General features: G+C 51.9%; 17 protein-coding genes. 2 read left to right on the top strand and 15 right to left on the bottom strand.

The genetic code is table 11. From position 1 onward, the window contains the following. Nucleotides 1-19 precede the first annotated feature (19 nt). Genes C2I18_RS19380 through C2I18_RS19370 form a run of 3 tightly spaced genes read right to left on the bottom strand, consistent with a single transcriptional unit; the run spans nucleotide 20 to nucleotide 1,488 of the window. Nucleotides 20-736 (bottom strand): 4'-phosphopantetheinyl transferase family protein, encoded by a 717-nt coding sequence (locus C2I18_RS19380; RefSeq protein ID WP_249897379.1) that lies wholly within the window; start codon nucleotides 734-736, stop codon nucleotides 20-22. Nucleotides 737-772: 36 nt separating this feature from the next. Continuing rightward, a complete protein-coding gene (locus tag C2I18_RS19375) occupies nucleotides 773-913 on the bottom strand; it encodes a cyclic lactone autoinducer peptide (protein WP_249897378.1) in 141 nt (46 codons plus the stop codon). After that, nucleotides 910-1,488 carry an accessory gene regulator B family protein gene (locus C2I18_RS19370; protein WP_249897377.1) on the bottom strand — a complete coding sequence of 193 codons (579 nt, stop codon included), beginning with the start codon at nucleotides 1,486-1,488 and terminating at the stop codon, nucleotides 910-912. The genes C2I18_RS19375 and C2I18_RS19370 overlap by 4 nt, the downstream gene beginning before the upstream one ends. Nucleotides 1,489-1,749: 261 nt before the next feature. Here C2I18_RS19370 and C2I18_RS19365 point away from each other — a divergent pair, with 261 nt between their 5' ends. Then, nucleotides 1,750-2,532, top strand: coding sequence for a LytR/AlgR family response regulator transcription factor (locus tag C2I18_RS19365; protein WP_249897376.1), 783 nt, complete (start codon nucleotides 1,750-1,752; stop codon nucleotides 2,530-2,532). Further along, nucleotides 2,505-3,779 carry a sensor histidine kinase gene (locus C2I18_RS19360; RefSeq protein ID WP_249897375.1) on the top strand — a complete coding sequence of 425 codons (1,275 nt, stop codon included), beginning with the start codon at nucleotides 2,505-2,507 and terminating at the stop codon, nucleotides 3,777-3,779. The genes C2I18_RS19365 and C2I18_RS19360 overlap by 28 nt, the downstream gene beginning before the upstream one ends. 52 nt (nucleotides 3,780-3,831) lie before the next feature. Here C2I18_RS19360 and C2I18_RS19355 read toward each other — a convergent pair whose 3' ends face one another. The 12 genes from C2I18_RS19355 to C2I18_RS19300 form a co-directional block, all read right to left on the bottom strand. Beyond that, nucleotides 3,832-7,017 carry an endo-1,4-beta-xylanase gene (locus C2I18_RS19355; RefSeq protein ID WP_249897374.1) on the bottom strand — a complete coding sequence of 1,062 codons (3,186 nt, stop codon included), beginning with the start codon at nucleotides 7,015-7,017 and terminating at the stop codon, nucleotides 3,832-3,834. Between the two features lie 33 nt (nucleotides 7,018-7,050). Next, complete coding sequence (locus tag C2I18_RS19350; protein ID WP_249902172.1) at nucleotides 7,051-7,938, bottom strand: ATP-binding cassette domain-containing protein; 888 nt, start codon at nucleotides 7,936-7,938, stop codon at nucleotides 7,051-7,053. A 2-nt stretch (nucleotides 7,939-7,940) separates the two neighbouring features. Beyond that, nucleotides 7,941-10,820 carry an ABC transporter permease gene (locus C2I18_RS19345; protein ID WP_249897373.1) on the bottom strand — a complete coding sequence of 960 codons (2,880 nt, stop codon included), beginning with the start codon at nucleotides 10,818-10,820 and terminating at the stop codon, nucleotides 7,941-7,943. Nucleotides 10,821-10,871: 51 nt separating this feature from the next. Beyond that, nucleotides 10,872-11,939, bottom strand: a complete 1,068-nt coding sequence (locus C2I18_RS19340; RefSeq protein WP_249897372.1) for an efflux RND transporter periplasmic adaptor subunit — start codon at nucleotides 11,937-11,939, stop codon at nucleotides 10,872-10,874. Beyond that, on the bottom strand, nucleotides 11,893-12,657 hold the full coding sequence (locus C2I18_RS19335; RefSeq protein ID WP_249897371.1) for an ABC transporter ATP-binding protein: 765 nt from the start codon (nucleotides 12,655-12,657) through the stop codon (nucleotides 11,893-11,895). The genes C2I18_RS19340 and C2I18_RS19335 overlap by 47 nt, the downstream gene beginning before the upstream one ends. A 232-nt stretch (nucleotides 12,658-12,889) precedes the next feature. Beyond that, nucleotides 12,890-14,401, bottom strand: a complete 1,512-nt coding sequence (locus C2I18_RS19330) for a glycoside hydrolase family 43 protein (protein ID WP_249897370.1) — start codon at nucleotides 14,399-14,401, stop codon at nucleotides 12,890-12,892. Between the two features lies 1 nt (nucleotide 14,402). After that, nucleotides 14,403-15,404, bottom strand: a complete 1,002-nt coding sequence (locus C2I18_RS19325) for an endo-1,4-beta-xylanase (RefSeq protein WP_249897369.1) — start codon at nucleotides 15,402-15,404, stop codon at nucleotides 14,403-14,405. A 155-nt stretch (nucleotides 15,405-15,559) separates the two neighbouring features. Next, nucleotides 15,560-16,057 (bottom strand): DUF1854 domain-containing protein, encoded by a 498-nt coding sequence (locus C2I18_RS19320; protein ID WP_249897368.1) that lies wholly within the window; start codon nucleotides 16,055-16,057, stop codon nucleotides 15,560-15,562. Continuing rightward, nucleotides 16,057-18,252 (bottom strand): ABC transporter transmembrane domain-containing protein, encoded by a 2,196-nt coding sequence (locus C2I18_RS19315; protein ID WP_249897367.1) that lies wholly within the window; start codon nucleotides 18,250-18,252, stop codon nucleotides 16,057-16,059. Before C2I18_RS19315 ends, C2I18_RS19320 begins: the two co-directional genes overlap by 1 nt. 1 nt (nucleotide 18,253) lies before the next feature. Further along, nucleotides 18,254-19,141: a carbohydrate ABC transporter permease gene (locus tag C2I18_RS19310; protein ID WP_481857949.1), complete on the bottom strand. Its 888-nt coding sequence runs from the start codon at nucleotides 19,139-19,141 to the stop codon at nucleotides 18,254-18,256. Between the two features lie 78 nt (nucleotides 19,142-19,219). Then, complete coding sequence (locus tag C2I18_RS19305; RefSeq protein ID WP_249897366.1) at nucleotides 19,220-20,131, bottom strand: carbohydrate ABC transporter permease; 912 nt, start codon at nucleotides 20,129-20,131, stop codon at nucleotides 19,220-19,222. Next, the gene (locus C2I18_RS19300; protein WP_249897365.1) at nucleotides 20,128-22,671 is read right to left on the bottom strand and encodes a DUF5696 domain-containing protein; all 2,544 of its coding nucleotides are present in this window, start codon (nucleotides 22,669-22,671) and stop codon (nucleotides 20,128-20,130) included. The genes C2I18_RS19305 and C2I18_RS19300 overlap by 4 nt, the downstream gene beginning before the upstream one ends. Between the last annotated feature and the right edge of the window lie 2 nt (nucleotides 22,672-22,673).

Raw genomic sequence — 22,673 nt, 5'->3', positions numbered from 1 at the left:
CCGCTCCTCCCCTTCTAATCTAATCTCCCAGAAACATATGCATGATCGTAGTGAAATCAACAAACTTGATGGTATTAGGAAAGGCAGAAGATTCCGCACAAACCGCCAGCACATAGTCAGTATCGGGATAATAATGTTTTAGAAAGCGCCGTTCTGCAGGCTCCTGATTAAAAAAGACCGACTGCGACGAAAGGGACACTGTAAACGACGATAAAGGAATAGCAAGGCCCCGTCCGTCAGCTTTGATGTAGCTTTCTTTTGCTGTCCATAACAGAAAAAAATGCTTTTGTCTGGATTTCCCTGACAGCAAAGCGAGTACGCTGTTCTCTTCAGGGCTGAAGTAATGCTCCGCTACATCCATTTCAATGTCAGAAACCTGTTCAATATCAATACCGATCGGCCTATAGGAAGCCGCGCTGGCTACCCAGTTCCCGGAGTGGGCCAGATTAAAGTGCAGTGAACCGTTCCAGTTCCTGATGTAGGGCTTGCCGTAGGGCCCGACGCTAATGATGAACTTCCTGGGATCTTCTGAATGTTCTGCAGCCAGCATGTAACGCACCAGCAGCTCGCCGAACAGCGATCGTAATGCATCATCATACTTCAGATAAGAGAAGATACGCTTTCTTTTATATTGACTTACAGACTTGGTAAGCTTAAGGAATATTTCTTTATCTAAATCAATTGGAATACGGGTGGTGTATATGTAGTTGGTTGAAGTGTCAGCCAGCTTGATCATGCGCTCCTCTTTTCTGCAGCAGCTTTGAAGCGTATTTTAAATCTTCCGCATTTTTTTCACTTCTTCCGGCATCTCGGGTTCATGGGCAATCCACCAGCATAAGAGATTAGCACCTGTTAATGCGAATAATCCTGCAACTTTGCTTAGAGCCTTCATAGAAAATTTTGTTGTTTTCATTTCTTCCACTCCTTAATTTTTATGAAATGGGACAGCTGGGTAACGAGGAATCCAAGCATGGCTGCGAGCACACTGGCACTGACAGTATCTTGGCTTAACCGGTATATTACAAAGAAGTAAAAACAAAAGCTGAGCAAAATCCTGGTCTTGTGAAAGATTCTGTTATCTATGGTTTCTTTGCTTTGATGCTTAAGGGTCAGGGAACTGGTGATTGCAAACAATATAATGACCAGAACGAGACAGCCCAGCGTAATCTGCGCGAACCATACAGAAGGAATAAGCTCCAGTGAAGCAATGGTTAACAGATAAATGCTGACTGATATGAAATAACAGCTTTTGAATGTTTTAGCATGATATCCTTCGCCGATGCTTCTAAAAATAATAATCGTGAATAACCAGACTGCTGTTTCTATTATTTTGTCGAATGCCAGGGATACAAGTAACATAGTCATAAAAATAATGCCGATTTCAACCATCATTTGCAGTCCGTAGCGGAATATTGGCAAATCTTTAGGGTCAACATCCCCGCTTGCCTCAGCCTGTAAGGCCAATTTATTGATCCATTGTTCTATCATCTCGCCCTCCTCGTTCCTTATTATAGGACGAATTATCTACTATGGATTGCTTTTAATGCCAAATGCAGGATTTCAGTGCTGAACAACGGTTTTTGTGAGGTTTATGTGAGGTTTATCTAATGATTAGTGCTTTTTGGGGGTGTGTATTTTATGTGAAAAACAGGATTTTTATCTCAATTTTATCTTTTACCGCTAATATATTTAAAGAATATATATTATAATTACGAATAACAGAGGTTTGAGAGAGGGGAGTAATGCACTGTGTTTCGCCTGGCAGTCTGCGATAACGACTTAGAGATTCACCAGCAGTTACGACAATACTTCTCGGATTTGTCCATCCATACCAATTTCGTGTTTGATATCAGGTATTTTTCCTCCGGGGAAGATTTAATGGCATTTTATGAGCAGGAAGGCGCCCACGTTTTCCATGTCCTGCTGCTGGATATTGAAATGAATGGAATCAACGGCATTGAGACTGCACAGAGAATCCGTGCTCTGCCTGACCGTGAACTGCAAATTATTTTTATGAGCAGCTATCCGGAGTACATGATTGAAAGCTTTGACGTGCAGACCTTCCATTATATGATCAAACCCTTGGCCTATCCGCAATTTGAGAATATATTAATGAAGGTTTTTCATTATATCGAAACGTCAGCACAGTCTTATGTAGTTCTAAAAATTGACCAGGAGCAGATCGTGATCCGCACCTCAGATGTCATTTCCGTTGTAAAAATCAAGCATGCGTTAAGCCAGAACAGAATAAAGGTGATAACAACCAAGGAACAGTATATCTGCTCGGGAACACTGGCCGATTACCTGAACCGTTTAGGGCATCCTTTTATGCAGATCTACCGCTCGGTAATCATCAATCTGGAGCATGTATTCAGATTTAGTGCAGATACTGTCATCATGACTAATCATGAGCAATTTCCTATAGGCCGCACACAATCCAAGAATATTAAAGACGCATATGCGCGCCATGTGATTGCCCAGTTTAAAGAAAGAGGAAAGTCAACTTGCACAGTGCAGCACTGGTCGGAATAACGCTTCTTCAATTGATGCTGACGCACCGTTACTTCTCTGTATTTTTTTTACCGGCACGGAATTCCGGAAGTAATAAGCTGTTCATCTATGTATTGTCCGGTTGTATTTCTTTTATCTCCACCATATCCTTTTTTCCGGCAATCATTACCGGCGGAATCTCTGTTATTTTCACACTATTGATTTCATTTTTGTTTATTGCCAGTTTCAGGATCCGGTTATTTTTCTCGGTCCTTTATCTTATCCTGGGATTTATTGCCGAATCTGTCTCTTATTATTCGATCTCCTTCTTCAGAACGATGCAAGGAACAAATGAGCTCTCCCAATGGGAAAACCGGCTGTTCATTTCGTTCATTTCCATTTTTATTATGCTGTTATTTATCCTGATTCTTAAAGCCGTCAAACGCGAAAATAACTATGATATCGGAAAGCCCTACTATCTGATTCTTATTGCGGTGATTTTAATCAGCCTGTTAGTCTTGCACACCCTATTTTTTTATTGTGATAAAAATCTGTTCTACATCCTCTCTGTTACAGGTATTTTAGGGATCAATATTCTTATATTTTTTCTGCTCGAGCGCATGATAGAAAAATTCCGTTTAACCGAAGAGAACCGGCTTTTACAAAAGCAAATGTACTATCAGGAGAACCGGTATGAGCAGACTTCCCATTCCTTCAAACGGATCAAACAAATTATTCATGATACCAACAAGCATTTACGTTATATTCAGCACTGTATTCATGTTGACAAGCTGGATGAAGCCGACCGGCATGTCCGCCAGACGCTTAACGAGATGAACGGGTCCTATCCCATGGTAGCTACAGGGAATCTGGTTATTGATGCTTTAGTGAGCCATGCGATGCATACAGCTTCCGATAACGGGATTATTTTTGAGCATGATATCAGAGTCGTGAATGCAGACATCAATATTGATGTCTACGATTTATGCATCGTCATAGGCAATATCATAGATAATGCCCTTGAGGCCGTCCAGGAAGTGCCTTCGAGCCACAATCCGTTCATCAAAATATTTGCAGCTACAGACCGCTCCAGCCTGTTCATCCAGGTGCTCAATTCGCGCCAGTCGTCTGTTAGCCATACCTATAAGTTTTTCAATAAAAATCCTGAATTCCATGGTTTCGGATTGACCAACATCCAGAAAATCGCGGGTAAATACGGGGGTTACCTCAAGGTTGACGCAAAAGAAACCGCATATGAAACAATCGTAATCCTGCCTTTCAAGGATTGAAAATGCGCAAGACCCCGGGTTCCTTCCCGGGGTCTTGCGCATTTCAAACTCGTTATTTAGAAAATTGCCACCGGTATAACTGCAGCAGCTGCTTCCCGCCTTCTCCGCGGAATACCAAATACAAATCGTGTGTCCCCTCCGCTCCTGAGACCTTCGCCGACAATTCGGCTGCCTTCTCTCCTGATCCGGCAGCTACATTCACTGTGCCGATGAGTTCCCCGTCCGGCTGGTCCAGCCGCAGTTCAATGATGGACGGCTGATCACCGCCGGCGACGGACACCCTGACCTCCGAGGCGCCCGGGTGCCCGAAATCGACACCGGCTATTGCGGCCCAGCTTCCGTCTGTCAATGCGGTTACCACACGTTCATTCACTGCTTCACCGCTGGACAATGCCGGGGGCTCTACCGCTATACCTGCACTCCAGGCAGATGTTGCCGCCGGTACAGACTTATACGGATTAAAGGATTGAATTGCGCCTACGCCTTCATAGTTGGCCTCTATCTCTTGGATAGTGCCGTCCGCATCACTGAATAGCACTTCGTTCAAATGAGTGGAGCGGTAGCCTTTGGGAACCCCCAGCTCTTTGGACAAGGTCTGGGCATGATAGGCGATGTACCATTTGTCATGGAACGCAAACATCGAATGATGATTGTTGCCGCCGACGCCAAAGAAATGGCCGGGATTCTTGAGAATGGTGCCGCGGTATGTCCAGGGCCCCATCGGATGGTCACTGGTCATATAGGCAATTTCACCGGCAGGCGGGCTGCCTTCCGGACGTTCACCGCTGAAGAAATTGGAGCAGTACGTAAAATAATACCGGCCGCCATATTTATTGATGCCCGCGTCTTCAAACATAAAGGGAGCCGGAATAGGCTTGGCTTCGCCCACTACGCTGATCATATCCGGGCCCAGTTCCATTACCCGGGCGGTATTCGGCCACTCCGGCTTGCCTTCCGGAACGCCGCCGCCGAAGTAAATATACGCCCTGCCGTCATCGTCCACCAGTACCGCCGGATCAAACAGCCAGGTCACATCTTCAACGCCCGGCACCGAGCGCAGGATCAGTGCTTCACCCAGCGGGTCCACCCACGGCCCTTCCGGGCTGTCGCTGGTCAGCACGCCGATCCCGCTGGCATTATTGGCAAAGTACAGAAAAAACTTGTCTTTGCCGTCAATCACCTTATGGGCGGCTGCCGGAGCCCAGGATTGGGTGGCCCACTTGGCTGCGCCTTCAGAGCGGGCAGCGGCAATTTCGCCATGATCGGTCCAATTCAATAGGTCATCTGACGATATTACCGTGATCTTGTTGATGTTGCCGTAGGTGTTATCCTTAACCTGCCCTGCATCGTCATACTCCAGAACGTCATTGGTCATATACAAGTAGACCCTGTCCTTATACACCAGCGCATACGGGTCGGCTCCAAATTTATAAGAGACGAGCGGGTTGCCTTTGCCGGGCTCTTTGCCGATGGCCTTAATGATCCCGTTCTCTTCTTTGTTCAAAGTGTTCATAAATGTTCCTCCTTGAGTATCATGAGTGGTATGGATCGGGCCGTAATCCGCTCCCGGGACTTTGTCCGGGTCAACCAGGGCCCAGTATGCATATTTGGCCTGCAGCTGTTCATCAAAGAGCAGCGGCCAGTTGTTTCGTTTTACCGGAAAAGAGCGGAGCCAGGTGTTCCTGTCGTCTTTGCCCCAGAAAATAACTGCGGTTAACTTTTCCCTGTGCTTCATAAAGACATCAAAGATTTCCCGGTACCTGTGCGCCTGTGCAATTTGCATTTCCTCGGAGAAGCTTTCGTAGCTCTGTGAATCGTTCGAATAGACACTCATATCCATCTCTGTGATCTGCTGCTCAATGCCCAGATCCCCGAAGGCAGTAATCATAGAGTCAAGTTCTGCGGCAGACGGATAAGTAAGGCTGATATGGTTCTGGTGGCCGATGCCCTCTACAGGCACCCCTTTGGCCTTCAGCCGCTGAATCAGTTCAACCAGATATTGACGTTTATCGGGAATATGCGTGTTGTAGTCGTTGATGTACAGCTTGGCGTCCGGATCAGCGGCATGAGCATATTCGAACGCCTTTTCGATATACTCTTCTCCGGCAATCTGATACCACAGGCTGTTGCGGAGCCCGCCGGGCTGGTTATCACCCGGCTCAATCACTTCATTAACGACGTCCCAGGCATAAATTTTGCCTTTATACCGGCCGACGACGGTATCGATATGATTTTTCATCCGTGCAAACAGCACTTCTTTGCCGACGAGGTTACCTTGTTCGTCATGGAATACCCAGTCAGGGGTCTGACTATGCCATACCAGCGTGTGTCCCCGCAAGGCAATTCCGTTATCGGCGGCAAAATCGGCAATCCGGTCTGCCCGGGAGAAGTTAAAGCTGTTCTCCAGGGGTTCGGTTGCATCCCATTTCAGCTCATTGCCGGGGGTCAAGCTGTTGAAATGCTTCTTAAGCAGCCCTGCATCCGGACCGTCCGGGTTCAGAATTTCTTCGGCCAGCAGGGAGGTACCCAGCTTGAAATCACCGGCAAAGAGTTCCTTGAGCGCCGGAATATTCTGCTGCACCGAAGCGGGTCCAGGCTGTGGCTCAGCCTTTAATTCCGCAGCCGGCTTTTGTCCGACCGTTATATCATCGGCATAGAACTCCAGTGCAGGATTGCTGCCGGACGTAAGCGTGAGCTTCAGCTGCTCAAACGAATGCAGTGCTTCGTATCTTCCTGAAAGCATGGTCCACCCGCTGTCATTGACCGTTCCGGAAGTAATGAACTCGGAGCTTTCGCTGCCGTTCGTCGTCCGCTGGACCGTGATGGCAACCGGCGCTTCCGGGGTTCCGGCAGGCAGCTTGACCCAGGCGGTCAGCGTATAGAGCTCTCCCTTCTTGAGCAGCGGAGTAATATCCAGCTGCGGACCGTCCCGGCCTGACGTCCTTCCGGCAACATGCAGACCGTATCTGCTCTCATGTGCGGCTTCAGCGGTAACTGTCAGCTTCTCGCCTCCGCCCCGCGGATGCCAGCCCTGCAATGTTCCGTCTTCAAAATCGCGGACCGCCTGGCTGCTTGCAGCTTCTTGCGCGGTAATGCCCGGGGGTGAAGCCGCTTCCGGAGGATTCCGGCTTTCCTTTGTCTTTCCGGCAGCGAGTACCGCAGTAACCCCCGCTATGATTAACAAGAGCGTGAATGCGCCAAGAATAATTGGTGTTCGAGGCTTCTTTTGTATGATCACGTCCCCAATCCTCCATTAATTAAAGTAAACCTCTCAACCCTTCCTTTGCGGCGGCAAGAGGACAATCCGCCCGTTCTCCAGCTCCACACGCACCTTGTTGCTTCCTTTGAATCCCTCAGCTTCCAGCAATTCCGCAGGAATCTGCAGCCGTCCGGCTTTGTCGACAACAGCATATTCAATATGACTCTCCTGCTCCTGAAGCAGCCCCTCCGCTTCCATCCTCGCCAGTTCCTCAGCATAAGAGATGCGCCGGATCATCTCGGCGGAGGTCATGCCGTCACGGATCTGCACCACCCGGTTCACCTTGCGGGCCAGCAGCGGATCATGGGTTACTATGACAACAGTAATTCCCATGGATTGGTTCAGGGACCGGAATAAATCCAGAACCTGCTCGGAGGTTCGGGTATCCAGCGAGCCGGTAGGCTCGTCGGCCAGCAGCAGCCGCGGATCATTGGCAAGAGCAATGGCAATGGCGACCCGCTGCTGCTCACCTCCGGAAAGCTGGCTGAGCGAATTCTTCATGCGGTCTTTCAGCCCGACTGCTTCAAGCAAAGCTTCGGCCTTCGCCCGCCGCCGCTTGCCGCGCAGCAGAATCGGCAGCTCCACATTCTCAATGGCCGTCAAAAAGGGAAGCAGATTGCGCGCATTATTCTGCCAGACAAACCCGACGGTCTCCCGTTTGTACCGGACAAGATCCTTCTCCGAGAATCCAAGCAGATCCTTCCCGTCAACCAGCAGTTTTCCTGCCGAAGGCTTATCGAGTCCGCCCAGCATGTTGAGCAGTGTCGACTTTCCGCTCCCGGAATTGCCGATAATCGCCATCAGTTCTCCAGCCTTCACCTGAAGGTCCAATCCCTGCAGGGCAACGACCTCTAGATCCGAGGATTTATAAATTTTGACCAGTCCTTCACAATGAATCATCATTATTCCTCCCCGAGCTTCAGCGCTTGGGCAATCCGGATTTTTGACAGCCGATGGCCGAGAATCAGCATGCAGGCTATCAGCATCGTCCCGAGAATGCCATACAGCTGGAGGTAGTCGCTGAGACGGCTTACCAGTTCAAACGGCGGCATTTGTTCGCTGGCGGCAAACGACATCTGGAACAGGGGCACAAACAGCCTGCTGCTCATACTGCCGATGCCGGCGCCGATGAGTACAGCAGCCCCGGAGGTTAAGAGCTGTTCGCTGATCAGCATGCCAATGAGCTGCGGAAAGGAGATGCCCATCGCCCGCAGCACTCCGTACTGCAGTGTTCTTCCGGACAAGGTCAAAATCCAGAACACTAAAAATCCGAAGAAGCTGATCATAATGGAAATGACAAAGCCGAGCGTCATAATCCCGTTGATGGCGAGGCGGAACGAATCATTCTGCGACAACACCAGCTCCTGTGTAGCGTCGCGGTAACGGGTGACAGGCAGCTTCATTGCCGTCAGCTCCTGATACACCCCTTTGCCCGCCTCGGGACTGTCCAGCTTCAGCCAGGTCTCGTAAGGCTCTACGGCTAGCCGGTTCTGGATAGAGCTTAGATGACCGACAATCAGCTTCGGCTGGCCTGCATCCGGGTCAGCCCCGGCTTCTCCACCGGCGGGCAGCGGACTCCATCCCGGCCAATAGTCGATAATGCCATAGACGGTAAACGGCACCTGATCCAGGCCGTCCCATGATACAGAGACACTGTCACCAGGCTTTATCTTGGCAGCTTCAGCGAGGGAACGGGAGACCAGCACGGCATTGGAATCCGATGCCATCAGGTTCAGATAGCTGTTGATGTGATAGTCGAGGAGTCCCGGCTTCATCCAGGCAGTCCGGCCGAAATCCAGGGTATCGATCCCGTACAATGCCGTTTTTCCTGACACACCCTTCTGGCCTGCGGTAAACCGGGCGTTCTCTTTGCGGAAGACCTTAGCAGCCGCTTCTACACCCGCCAGTTCCCGGTAAGGCGGGAAGGGCGGCTCCGTATATTGCACGCGCTTCTTTGTACTGCCGCTATCCCCGGGGGCTGCCGCCTCCCGGGCAGCAGAAGCTTCAGAGACTGCAACCGGCGCATCGCTTTCCCAGCGCGTCTGCAGTGTAAAATCGGCGCCTGCAGAATAACGGATCTGGCTCTCCATATTGTCATTGATTGTACGGGCCGCCCCTGCACTGAACAGGCCGGTGGCGACTGTCATGATCAGGAACAGCATCAGCGTCAAATATTGTCCGGACGACCGGCTGATCTGAATCAGCGTATGATACAGCGCCGGTGACCAGAAGCGGCGGCCCAGCCAGAAGACTAACCGGATAAACCACGGATAGAGACGAAGCACCAGCAGCCCGGCGCCCAGCGTAAACAAAGCCGGCATGAGAAACAGAAGCGGATCAACCTGAAATGCGCTTGAATCCAGCGCCAGCTTACGCAGATCCTCCTGCCGGTTATTGAACCCCCGCAGCAGATATACAGCAATGCCGATTAATATGATATCCAGACCGGTCTTGTGCCAGAATGTCAGTTTGCCCAGCCGCGCGGACTCGCGTTTCTGGCTGACGATGCTGATACGTGTTGCAAGAAAGGCGGGGATCAGAATGAGCAGAATAGCGGCACCCACCGCAGCTGCTGCAATCCGGTAGGCTTCACCGGACAATGCGACCTCCAGAGGAGACCGGTTCACAAATTCCAGAAACCCGTTCGCCGCACCCAGTGCCTTGGTGAATTGAACACCGATAAATGGTCCGGCTGTTAACGCAAAGAAGCCCAGAAGCAGATTCTCCAGCAGATAAGCCGTCATAATCTGCCACCGGCTTGCCCCGCGGCTGCGGAGTACCGCAATATCATTTTTTTGCCGTTCGATAATGAGATTGGCAGTCATGTACAGATAGAACGCAAGCATGATCATGACCGGGGAGTAAAGTGAAAGAAGCATTACATCCAGCTTCTCTGCTTTTCCCTGGTACGACAGGATCGTTTCGTTCGCCGGAACATTGATCTCGGCCGCGCCGATCCGGCCTTTGAAATACCGGCGGATATCTTTATCCGCCTGCACAAACTGATCTATCTGTTCAACCTTGAGCGCCCTGTAATCCAAAGCATACCTCCATTCCAGATCCGACACTCTGGCTTTGCCGCCGGCGGTAAATTCCCGTTCAAACTGCCCGAAAGGAATGATAAACCCGTCACTGTCGGTTTCGGCTGTATAAGACAGGTAGGGATCGGCTGCCGGATCGGCTGCCATAATGCCTACTGGAATAATGCGGAGCCTGGTCTGCTCTGATACTTCGGCAGTAAGTTCCTGGCCGAGGTCGCGTTTGACCTTCAGAAGGAAGCTGTCCGTCACCAGAGCCTCCATGACCCCATCTGTGCGGTCCACCGGCATACGGCCTGCCAGCAAGCGCACCCGCTGCTCCATATCTGACAAGGCTTTTACCGCTCCGGCAGACTTTTGGGTCCTTTGCTCCATTTCGGAAGCATCAGAGCCGTACACCTTGAACTTCTGGGTGAACCGCTGCTGGTAAAAGGACAGCGCCGGCAGCCCTGCCCGGCCCGGTATGGATTGCACGAACTGATCGGCCTTTTTAATGGCTTCGGCTGTTTTTTCATCCATTGTTTCCGCAGAATTGGACGTGGCGATCCGGATGAATCCCGGATATACGTTTTTTTGCCCCTGCAACTGCTGAAGCTCCTTCTGCAGCGTCCGCTGCAGAATGGCGCCCGAATATAACGGCATGGAGCTGAACAGTGCCACACAGACCGTCAGCCCCAACAGCAGATTTAACTGCAGCCACTTGTTTGCCGCCATTTTGCGGAGAATTATTGTCCATAAAGCCATGCATTCACCTCAATTTTTGCACCTTTGGATAAAGAAGCCGGCAGCCATTCCTTAATTGTTCAAAATGACTTTCTGGCCCTTCTGGAGTCCCTTCGCGATTTCAGCCTCTGTCGGAGTCATAAGCCCCACCTCTATGTCCAGCTCCTTGCGCCGTTCTCCGTCGAGCACCTGTACATAGTAACGGCCCATATAGGCGCGGATTGCCGCGCGCGGAAGGATCAGAACGTTTTCCCGCTTCTGAAGTTCAATGGTCAGCTCGGCGACGTCTCCCACCTGGATATCTCCCGGTTTGTTATCCATATCGACGATCAGCGTCACCGCATTGCGGTCGACTGTCTCCTGATTCCCCGTCGCCGGAGCGCTTGCAGGCGATTGCAGAACTTTGCCGCTGTAGTCCTTGCCTTTGTATTTCAGGCTTACCGGCATGCCGGTCTCCACCGGCAGCAAATCGCCCGCATCGCCTGCCACATAGGTGAGCTGAAGACTGGAAGGATCGGAGACGGTTACGACAGACTGGTAGGCATTGATATAGTCGCCGGTGTTCAACGTCTGAATGTACGTTACAGTGCCGTCAATCGGCGAATATAAGCGCGCTTTGGCCAGCTTGTTCTCCATATGGCCGAGTGAAATCGTCTCCCGCTCATAATCAATTTGCCGCAGGCGCAGATCAGTCGCAGCTGCCCCTGACGCCTTGGCCTGCTTATACAGCAGCTGCGCGCGTTCCACATTGAGCCGCTGCAGAGAAATCTGCAGTTCAAGATCCCCTGTCTCCAGTTCGGCCAGAAGCTCGCCTGCCTTCACGCTCTGGCCCAGTTCTACGGGGATTCCCTTAAGAACACCTCCCGACTCCTTGAACGATAAAGCCTCCACATGACCGGAAGCAAAGGTGGCTGTTCCCTTCAGGAAGGTCTGGATATCCCCGGTAACCACCTCTTCCATGTCATACTCCTGCTGCACCGGCTGCACGAGCGGCGGCTGCAGCTCCTGTTCAGCGGGAAGCAGTGAACAGCCTGCAAGCCCGGACAAAGCCAGCAGCAGCAGCAGAGAAGTTCCGGCAATACGCAGCCGTATCCTACGTAACGGGAGAACCCTTAATTGTTTGTGAGACAATTTTTCCATCCTCCAATGCAATGACATGGTCTACCAGCTCCATAATGTCCGGATCGTGTGTAGTCAGCAGAATGGTCATTCCGGAGCCGTTGACCAGCTCCCTGAACAGCCTGATGACCTGCAGCCCCATACGGCTGTCAAGCTCGGCGGTCGGCTCGTCTGCAATCAGCAGCTTGGGCTTGTGCACGATGGCCCTTGCAACGGCAACCCGCTGCTGCTCTCCTCCCGACAATTCCGGCGGACGGTGCTTCATCCGCTCCTTCATTCCCACCCGTTCCAGCGCCCATTCCGCCTCTTCACGGCCGGCCTTGGAGGAGCCGGCAATCCGTAAGCCAAACTCGACGTTCTCAAGCGCGGTCATCAGGGGAACCAGTCCGTAGGCCTGAAAAACCAGCCCGATATCCCTGCGCCTCAGCTCGTTGCGCGCTCTGGCGGATAATCCGGTGATCTCTTTTCCTTCGAAGTGCACCGAGCCCTCCGTCGGATCGTCCAGTGTACTGAGAATATTAAGCAGTGTGGTTTTCCCCGAGCCCGACCTTCCTTTCAGCGCGACAACAGCCCCCCGGGGAACGGACAGATGGATATCCGACAAGGCTGTCACCGCGGTTCCTCCCCTGCCAAATACACGCTTGATCCCGGATGCCTGCAATATGATTTCACTGTCTTCCGGCTGCTTCTCCGTCAGCACAGGCGCCACCGCCTTTCCTTCATCATTTTGTAACCGCATTCACATGTGCAGCTTCTTCCGGGAAATCCTTTGGACACAGGAATAACTTTACCTTCATGCCCGGAAGGCCACAACCTGTTGATGGTCCTGAAATGACCTGAGGAGTTATAGCTTTTTGTTCAAAAAAAGCGATTCTCCGCTACCGGAAGAATCGCCTTTTTACCAGCCTTGCAGCGCAAGTGAACTATGAATAACAGACGTCCTGGTCAAAGCTGAATATCCTTAAAAGGTCTTAAAAGGTCTTGCTGTAGCGAAAATCGTCAAAGTCAGCATATCCGCCATTTTTGATGGTGGCATAGCAATACAGGCCGATCCGGTAGCCCATGAAATGATCGAGTGTATATTTCATCTGCAGCGGACGGCCGATGGTATGCCAGTTCTCCCCGTCAGCGGAATAGAGAAAGCCCGCGATGTCACGGCTCCCGGCAAAATCAAACTCCATCTTCAGGTGAATTATGCTGTGCTCATAAGGCGTACGTTCAACAGGCATCTCCTGACCGCCTTCTCCGTTCACGCTCATGACCACGAAGCGCGCTCCGCTATCATCCATCCAGATACCGACTGCGCCAAAATGATGCTGCAGGGCAACCATACCCGAACGGTCGCCCGGACGGAGCCCCGACAGGTCCAGCAGCACCGAAGCGCTGCATGAGGGTCCTTCCGTGCGCTGTGTCAGCGTATTGCGGGCATACTCCACACTCTGCGACAGGGCTCCTGTCCGCAGGCGCAGCCTTCCCGGCTGTTCGGTGACAGACCAAAGGTCAGGGTCCGGCACATGATTCCACTGCCAGTTCAAAGCCAGCCTGTTTCCGTCATATTCAAAGCCGTCGCTGATTACCAGCGGCTGGACATCTTCCGCCGGCAGAGCCGCCTCAAATTGTTCCGGAACCTTGCCATCCACACCGAATACCGGCCATTCCTCCTCCCAGTGCACCGGAACGATACACGGAATCCGGCCGACAGCGCCATGGTCCTGGAACAGCACAGCGAACCAGTCTCCAGCCGCTGAATCGACAATACCGCCCTGAGCAATGCCATTATTCTGATACCCCATATCGTCGTCCAGCACAATCCGCCGCTCGTAGGGACCCAGCAGTTCAGCCGAGCGGTAGACAATTTGCCTGCGCCGCCGGTTGCCGCTACTCGGCCATTCTATAAAGAACAGATAATAATAGCCGTTCATCCGGTAAGCATGACAGCCCTCACAGCGCAGGCCGATACCCTCGGTTTCCGTCTCAAAGAGCAGCTCATCAAGGCCTCCCTCTTTATGGGCGCGGGCATCCGCCGTCAGTTCAGTAATCCGGATGCTGCCGTTGCCGTGAATGACGAACACCCGCCCTTCATCAAAAAGCAGGCTGGGATCATGGTGCAGGCCCGGAATCACAAACCGCTCCCAGGGGCCGTTCTCGATATCCCCCGTCTGGTATACATAAAACTGCTGCATGTCATTGCTGGAGAAGCAGACATAATAAACGCCTTCGTGATAACGCAGGCTGGTCGCCCACGATCCGCTACTGTAAATAGCCTTGCCGTTCAGCAGCTTATGGGCATCGTTGTCTTCGAAGCTGTCAAACACATAGCTCACCATTTCCCAGTTCATCAGGTTTTTCGATTTCATGACCGGACACCCGGGCATCGAGTGCATGCTTGTACTGATCATGTAATAGCTATCGCCCACCCGGATGACGCTTGGATCGGGAACATCACCCCAAATGACCGGATTATGAATGGTAATCGTATTCATGTTATTCTCCCGCCAATTCAAGAATGTCCCAGTATGCCTGCTTGGGCTCATGTTTGTCATTAAAAAGGAACGGCCAGTTTTTCCGTCCGCGTACCGGGAAGTTGTCAAGCCATGTATAGTCATCCGCTGCCCCCCAGAACGTGACGCAGTCAATGTGCTGCTTGTATTCCTTAAACAGCCTGAAAATTTGCCGGTAGCGCTCGGCCTGCTGCTCCAGCATTCCTTCCTCGGGAGCCGTCAGACCGGTCCGGCGGTCCTCGAACTGGAATACAGAGAGATCCAGCTCCGTAATATGCAGCTTCATGCCGAGACTTGCATACCGTTCAATTGCCGCACGAATGTCATCCAGCGGAGGATGCACCAGATTCCAGTGAGCTTGCAGCCCGATGCCGTGAATCGGCGCGCCCTGCTCCTGGAGCGACTGCACGAGACGGTAAATCTTCTCCCTTTTCTCCGGATCGGATTCGTTATAATCATTGTAAAAAAGCTGGGCATCCGGATCGGCGGCATGCGCATATTCAAACGCTTTCAAAATAAAATCCTCTCCGGCGATATCGAGCCATTTGGAGGGGCGCAGCCATTCGCCCTTTTGGTCGGAGATCGCTTCGTTGACGACATCCCATGCGTAGATACGGCCTTTATAGCGGGATACTACGGTATCAATATGCGAATTCATCCGCCCCAGCAGCGTTTCACGGTCCGCATTCCCGAACACCCAGGCTGGAGTCTGGTTATGCCAGACAAGCGTATGGCCTCTGACTGCAATGCCGTTGTCTTCGGCAAACGCCATTAAGCGGTCGGCTTCCGTAAAGGTATATTGGTTTTCATCAGGATGCAGCCGTTCGAACTTCATCTCATTTTCAGCGGTGACACTGTTGAAGTGCCGGACTAAAAGCTCCCGCTGTACCGTCAGGGTATGCGGATTCACAGCTGCACCGATCCGGAAATCAGACTGAAATGCCTCGTATAATTTAGGTAGTTCGTTGCTCTGAAGATGGTTCATAGCTTGTTAACCCCTTTCATCATCGATTCTTTCCGCGAAGCAGACTTCTCTTCTAAACTGTAACGGACCCTGATTGATCGTACAACCTAACAAGCTTTAGATCTCACCCTATAATTTATAGAATTAGCACCTGCAAGTGAGAAAGGTACAGCCATTCATAACGTATCTTCCAGCAATTTGCGGCTGTGGCCGTCCAGACTCCGCCAGTCGGTGATTTGGCAGCGCTTGCCGCTGATATCTGACAAAATGACGCGCCCCCCGCTTTGCAGCTGTACATAATCCTGGAGATTCCTCATCGCCAGCCGGGTTGGACCCAAATGGGTCTGAAGTTCCCACAGCCAGAGATCCGATTTTAACCTGATACTGACAATCCGGCTCACCCGCGGCAAAAAGTAGCGGAATTGCAGCTCCCTCCGCAGCTCCTCCCTGCTGTCCTGATCTAACCCGGCCAGCTCCCGGATAATGCCAAGCTCTTCTCCCTTGGCATTGCGGACAGAGATGTACTCTTCGTCAAACCGGAACGGAAAAGTCCGGTAAACCGTCAGCTCTTCATAATGGACACTTTCGATTCTTCCTCCAAGCACGCCGCCCGCTCCACGCTCCAGGCTTACAGCTGCGGGGGGAAGGATACGGATTTCATAAGGATCCTTCATCAGACCTCCACCCCCTTGATTTTGGACAGCTCCTGCTGCGCATCAACCAGTTTACGGTAGATTCCTCCGGGAATATTCAACAGCTCTTCATGTGTGCCTACCTCAGTGATGCGCCCTTTGTCCAGCACGACCAGCCGGTCGGCATTACGGAGCGTCGACAAGCGGTGGGCAATGGCAAACGTCGTTCTTCCCTGAACCAGGCGGGCAATCGCCTCTTGAATCTGACGCTCGGTTTCGGTATCGACTGAAGCCGTTGCTTCATCCAGAATGAGGATGCGCGGATCATGAATGACCGCCCGGGCAATGGCGACCCGCTGCTTTTCTCCCCCGGACAGCTTGTGTCCACGCTCGCCAACCTGTGTGTCATAGCCGTCAGGCATACGGACTATGAAATCATGCGCATTGGCAATTTTGGCCGCCCGCATAATGTCTTCCGGTGTAGCTTCCGGCTTGGCATAAGCAATGTTCTCGGCGATGGAGCCTTCGAAGAGAAAGGTCTCCTGCAGCACAACGCCGATTTGCTTGCGCAGATCGGTCTGGCTGATACTGCGGATCGGAATGCCGTCAATAGAAATGGAGCCTTCGTCCGTATCGTAGAACCGGCACAGGAGGTTAATAAAGGTGGATTTCCCCGCTCCGGAATGACCTACAAGACCAATCATTTCACCGCTTTTTACCTGCAGATCGATTTCCTTCAGTACGGGGTTATGCTTCTCATAGCCGTAGGTTACTTTGGTAAACGCCACATCCCCTTTGATCGTACCAATCGGTACGGGATCGTGAACGTCCATGACTTCAGGCACAGTATCCAGCACCTCAAATACCCGGTAGGCGGCTGCCATGGCCGTACTGGTCCAATTGATCATCTGCTGAATCCATCCCAGAGGACCGAACAGCATGCCCAGATAGGACAGCAGTGCCATCAGTGTTCCTAATTGCAGTGTCCCTTCCAGAACTTTGTTTCCGCCATGATACCAGATGAGGAGTGTTCCCGCTCCGGTCACCAGGCTGAATATGGGGAATATGAACTGCCACATCCCCTCCATCCTCAGATTGTTGTGCACCACTTCCGTATTGGTCCGCTCATAGCGGGACATTTCGGTCCGCTCACGGCCAAACGCCTTAACGACACGGATGCCTTGAAGGGAGTCGCCGACCAGCATGTTCAGCCGCAAAATGGATCTCCACTGCTGATAAGCGAGCCGTCCGATTTTGGGCCAGATCTTCATGGACAGCAGGACCATGAACGGAACAGGAATCAATGCAAACAACGTCAGCTTCCAGTCAAGACTGAATAAAATGAGCAGCACGGCCACAAAGCGCAGCAGCTGCCCGATCACATAAATGACGCCGTCAGTCAGAAACTGCCGCATCGCTTCCGCATCATTATTCACCCGGCCGATGAACTGGGTCGTCTGCCTCCGGTCAAAGAAAGCAAGTGACAGCTTCATAAGCGCACTGAAAATATCCTTGCGGAAATCACCCATCAGCTTGGAGCCTACCCAGATGCCGATCAACCCCCGGACAGCCTGCATTGCCGCCATTACGAGGATAGTCAGCCCCAGTCCGCCGATTACAGCGAGCAGCCTGGTGCCCTTCCCGGCAGCCCCCAGCACATCGTCGATCATGATCTTCGTCAAATAAGGAGGAATCAGCTCCACCAGTGTTGTCAGGATAAGCAGCACTCCGGCAACCATCATTTGAAGCTTATAGGGCTTCGCATAGCCTAGCATCCGGATCACCAGCTTGCCCTTGTTCATGCACTGGGCGCAGATCTGCATGCCTTCATCGAGCGGATTTCCGCAGTGCGGGCAGCTCCGGGGAAGATCCCGTTCGGAGAGAACGGGCAGTTCTTCGCCCTGCGCTGCGGCTTTGATCAATTTAGCGGCATAATCAAACAGCGGGGTCAATGCCGCGGTATAACGGACCGCAACAACCGGTCCAAAGTCTGTGTCAATATGCAGTGCTCCTCCGCCTACTGCAGAAACCGCCCGTGCATCTGTGATTTCAGCAAGAGGCAGATGTATCCTTGGCGCCTCATCCGTATGCCATACGATCAGCTTTTCACCGGAAACAGCGATCCATTGTTCACCAAAGCAACCCTCCGGATCCAGATCTGCTGTGCACTCAAGCAGCAGCGGCTCCCTGACCTGCCTCCGGAAGGGCTCCGGAAGTTTGAAGTTTGTCTGCATCATGCTAACCTACAATCCCGGTACGTTCGATACTCTCGACAAAATACCGCTGTACAAAGATATAAATGATAATGAGCGGCAGAATGGCCAGCAGAATCCCCGTATCCTGCACCATGCTTTGATAGAACGGGTCCACTTTTGAATTCGCGCCGTCCGAGAGCATAATCCCCAGATTGTAAGGCAGGGAAGCAAGTTGAATCGACATGACCTTGCTGGTCGTCAAATAAGTCGTCGTATAAAAGCTGTCGTTCCATTGCCACACGAAGGAGAAGAGCAGAACCGTCATGATCGCCGGAATTGTATTGGGCAGAATAATCCGTAAAAAGGTTTTGCCGATCCCCGCTCCGTCGATATAAGCTGCCTCTTCCACCTCCATCGGTATGCCCCGGAAAAACTGCCGGAATATAAAGATGTACAGACCGGCCTTCATCGAGTTAGCCGTCAGCGAAGTCAGAATGAACGGCCAGTAGGTGTTCAGCAGGTTCAGGGACTTGCCTCCGGTAAGCAGCGGGATCAGCCCCATCAGTGTGAAATCCTTCAAGTTCAGATAGACCGGAATGAGGATGGTGGTCGGCGGGACCAGAATCGTCAGCATCACGCCCATGAACAGCAGATTGCTTCCCTTAAATTTGAGTCTGGAAAATCCATATCCGGCCAGCGCACAGGAAATGGCAGTCAGAATTGTGGTCAGGGCTGACAGCAGGAACGTGTTCCCGAGTGTCGGCCAGTAGTCCATGATGGTAATGACCTGTCTGAAGTTGTCTAGCGAAAAGTGCTCCGGGACCCATATTACAATCGGCGAATATAAATCCGTTTTATCCTTGATGGAAGTAGAGATCTTCTGCAAAATGGGAAACAGAATTACAAAAGCGAGTCCAGCAACCAAAACCATCCGGACGAACGACCACAGCCATCGTTTCCACCACTCTATCGCAAGAAACTTTGAAGCCTGCAATACTTTCACCCTCTTCTAGTTTTGGTAGAATACTTTCTTTGAAATCAGGTACGTGCTTATTAAAAGAATCAGGGATACGGCTAAAAAGTAAATCCAGGCCATGGCCGAGCTCAGTCCGAAATTGAATGCTTCAAACCCGGTTGAGCGGATCAGATCGGTCATGTCGTTCGTAGAGAAAGAATCGATAATGGTGTATACGACATTGACCAGAATAAGCGGGCTGACCATAGGAAAGGTGATTTTCCAGAACGCTTCGTATCCCGTTGCCCCCTCCATCTTGGAGGCTTCGTACAATTGCGGCGGGATAGTCTGTATCCCGGCAAGGAAGATTAACAGCTGAACGCCCGACTGGCTGACAATCTGATAGATACGGTCAACCGCTCCGGTCAGGTAATCAACAATAGTCTCGCTTATGCCGGCTTGTATCATCATCCGGGCCAGCTCGAAGCTGCCTAATCCGCTGACAGCCTTGCCGCCGGCGTTGCTGTCATTCACCGCCTGCACCAGACTGGTGCTCTCCAGATTCATGATTACACCGGAGGCAAGAATAACCGGCAGGAAGAACACGGCCCTTGCCGCCGTTCTCCCCAGAAACTTCTGGTTAAGCAGCACGGCAAGGAACAAGCTGAAGATGACGATCAGCGGAACGTTAACAACCATGGTTACAATGGATTCTGTCAGCGTCCGGTTAAAGCTGGTGTTGACGGTCAGAGCTTCTACATAATTTTTGAAGCCGGCATAGTTAACAATAATTCCGTTCGCATTGGCTTCAATATTGCTCAGACTGAAGCGGAAGGACGCAATCAGCGGCACGAGGAAGAAGAACAGGAATCCCAGCAGCCAGGGCAGCACATAGAGGAAGCCGTACACTGCCTTACGCTGCGAATACGTTCTCCGGGACGAACGGAGCGGGGCCGTCAGTTTCATGTGTGTCCTCCTCCTGTCGTGTAGCTTTCCGCTTCGATGACTTTGCCCTCAGCGGTGACCTGCGTACCGTTATAATTCACAATGACATAAACTCCATTCCCGTAGATCGTTTTGAAGACACCTTCGCCCAATTTCTCATGGGAAGCGATGCTTTGGCCCTGTACATTACGCAGCACCGAGTTCACCTCGCCGTAAATCTCCGCGGCTTCGTTCATCCACAGCTCGTAGTTCACTGCATACAGGTCGGTATATTCCGTATCCTTAACCTTATAGTTGGGCTGCGCAATCCACTCGAAGAAAACACCCGATCCGTATTCCAGACATTTCAGGATATACTGCTTGGGATTCGTATAAGTGGACAGATTATACGGTTTACCCGTATAGCTGATATGGCCATGCACAACCATCGGATAGAAGGGAATGGATTCATCCTCAATCTTGAACCCGCTGCTGGACAGCGGAGCTTCGGTCAGATCCGTAACATAAGGAAGCGCGTAATCGTTACCGCCGCTGGCCATAACCTCCAAGCCCTTTCCGGCAATACCGGCTAATGCCTTGACCGAGATTTCCTGCGATTCCGTACGGTCCATCTGCTCATGCTTGCGGTAATCGCTGTTCAGCCTGTCTGCCAGATCACGCAGGGAAATGCCTCCGGTATTTAACTTTCCGAACCCTTCAAGCATCTCTTCCACAACTCCTCCTACCAGACGGGGAGCCACAACATAAGTGGGAGTCCTGTCCCTGTCCCGCCGGTTGATTACCGGGTTGACTGGATAGAGCGTCGCCGGGATGTCCCGGAGTGTACGCGCCGCATCCTTCGTCACACTGAAACCATCGTCGGACAGAGCTGTGAGGATGGACATATCCGGAAACAGCGAGATGCCCTGCCGTCCGGTATACTGGGCGAGCTCCTTCAGGCCTTTCTTGCCTCCCACAGCGCCATCAACGCGGATACGGTCCGGAACTCCATGATTCATCCCCCCGTTGAACCAGCCTGTGTATTTCAGCTTGATATTATGGATCCCCTGGGCCTGAACCTTATCGAGAATCATCTGCGCCTGGCCGAAGGTGGTCAGCGGCTCAAGCGCATTGTACGGAATGCCGATAACATGCTTCTTCTTCGTGATGCTGCCGTCAAGCTGGAGATAGAACGGCAGATCATCCGTCTCTGCAGCCGGCTGCGGAAGTCCGTCTTTGCCGAGCAGATATTGCTGGTAGTATTTGGCCATGCCCTGGTAGGTAGCGTTTTCTCCTGAGAGAAAGACATACCTCACCTGAAAGTCCGATTTCATCGGATTCTCCTGAAATCTTGGCAGTGAACGCTGCTGACCGTTAGCATCCAGCGTTACACTGCCCTTGTTCACCACATAAAAGCTCGGATACGCATAGTTATAGCTGTTCAATCTGCCTGCTACATCTGCATTGATTGTCGCAACCGGGGCGCCCTCTTCAATAATGCCCAGGAACGCTTTTTGTTCCTTGAGCATGCCAAAGACCGGCAGGCGGACTGCTTCTTCCCTTGAGACCACATCAGCCGTATCCATCGTTTGATCCGTGCCGTATACAGTCTGCTGGTAAGCAGAATATCTCGTTTTACCATTGTTGAAATGAATCAGGGCGCCGGAGCCGTCCGGTACCAGGATGGAGCCTTTCTCTTCCTGGCCCGCGGCTCCGAAGAAGCTTAGCAGGGAGACCGAATTCACAGGATATTCAGCCGGATAATAAATTCTTTCTACTGGAACCCTGGCGATCAGGCTGTCTCCATCCAGCGTATATTCGATAGCTGCCTGAAAGATACGCGGCTCCTCCCCGGCCTCCTCCAGATTGAATTCGGCTGCATCCTTCTGCAAATCCTCTTCCGTGTACCCGATCGCTTCAAAAGCCTTCAGTGCCCGTTCCAGCTGCAGCCCCTGCAGCGCGCTGTCATTGCGGACATAGGCTGATTTCTCCGTTTCCTCCTTATAAGCAATAGCGACCGCACGTTTACCTGTCTTATCCATTTTCCCCGTCAATTCCTCATAGCGTTCCTGGCTCAGCATGGCGGGAAGATCTTCTGCGGAGGCCTGAACCGTTCCGAATTGATAGGACACACGCACTCCGTCCGGGATGGTCTCTGAGCTGATTTGCTTGTACGCGATGCTGTCCGTAAACGTATTGATGGAGTTCATCTGACCAAAGCTGTTGTAGAAATCCAGCTGGAGCTGGGAAGACAGCAGGCCTTTGTTGACTCCTGCCGCCAGGGTATCCTGATCCCGCTCCGGCGGGTTACTGAACCAGAGCTGGTTGCTTTCGGTATGAAGCACGGCAATTTCGCCTGTTTCTTCATTAATGAACAAACGCATTTGTCCGTTCTCTGCCACCCCCTTCATCCCTGCCAAACGGGAATCCGAGAATGCAGCATTCAAAGGCCTGCTCTGTTCAAATACGGCTGCAGCCGGACTGCTGGCTGTCTTCACCTCCTGGCCCGGACCGGAACAGCCGGCAAGCAGACTGCCCAGCATCACCAGACTAAGGAGCAGAGCTTTTCTCGCCTTACACATGG

Origin of the sequence: Paenibacillus sp. PK3_47, assembly GCF_023520895.1 — a bacterium.
Classification (GTDB): domain Bacteria; phylum Bacillota; class Bacilli; order Paenibacillales; family Paenibacillaceae; genus Paenibacillus_AQ.
Note: the sequence above shows the minus strand (reverse complement) of the source record. Positions and strands in the feature narration are given on the sequence as shown.

Excerpts from the sequence above, each read along its gene's own strand:
- C2I18_RS19380 (WP_249897379.1), bottom strand. The coding sequence starts at position 736 with ATGATCAAGCTGGCTGACACTTCAACCAACTACATATACACCACCCGT.
- C2I18_RS19375 (WP_249897378.1), bottom strand. The coding sequence starts at position 913 with ATGAAAACAACAAAATTTTCTATGAAGGCTCTAAGCAAAGTTGCAGGA.
- C2I18_RS19370 (WP_249897377.1), bottom strand. The coding sequence starts at position 1,488 with ATGATAGAACAATGGATCAATAAATTGGCCTTACAGGCTGAGGCAAGC.
- C2I18_RS19350 (WP_249902172.1), bottom strand. The coding sequence starts at position 7,938 with ATGATTCATTGTGAAGGACTGGTCAAAATTTATAAATCCTCGGATCTA.
- C2I18_RS19345 (WP_249897373.1), bottom strand. The coding sequence starts at position 10,820 with ATGGCTTTATGGACAATAATTCTCCGCAAAATGGCGGCAAACAAGTGG.
- C2I18_RS19340 (WP_249897372.1), bottom strand. The coding sequence starts at position 11,939 with ATGGAAAAATTGTCTCACAAACAATTAAGGGTTCTCCCGTTACGTAGG.
- C2I18_RS19335 (WP_249897371.1), bottom strand. The coding sequence starts at position 12,657 with ATGCGGTTACAAAATGATGAAGGAAAGGCGGTGGCGCCTGTGCTGACG.
- C2I18_RS19330 (WP_249897370.1), bottom strand. The coding sequence starts at position 14,401 with ATGAATACGATTACCATTCATAATCCGGTCATTTGGGGTGATGTTCCC.
- C2I18_RS19325 (WP_249897369.1), bottom strand. The coding sequence starts at position 15,404 with ATGAACCATCTTCAGAGCAACGAACTACCTAAATTATACGAGGCATTT.
- C2I18_RS19320 (WP_249897368.1), bottom strand. The coding sequence starts at position 16,057 with ATGAAGGATCCTTATGAAATCCGTATCCTTCCCCCCGCAGCTGTAAGC.
- C2I18_RS19315 (WP_249897367.1), bottom strand. The coding sequence starts at position 18,252 with ATGATGCAGACAAACTTCAAACTTCCGGAGCCCTTCCGGAGGCAGGTC.
- C2I18_RS19310 (WP_481857949.1), bottom strand. The coding sequence starts at position 19,141 with ATGGTTTTGGTTGCTGGACTCGCTTTTGTAATTCTGTTTCCCATTTTG.
- C2I18_RS19305 (WP_249897366.1), bottom strand. The coding sequence starts at position 20,131 with ATGAAACTGACGGCCCCGCTCCGTTCGTCCCGGAGAACGTATTCGCAG.
- C2I18_RS19300 (WP_249897365.1), bottom strand. The coding sequence starts at position 22,671 with ATGTGTAAGGCGAGAAAAGCTCTGCTCCTTAGTCTGGTGATGCTGGGC.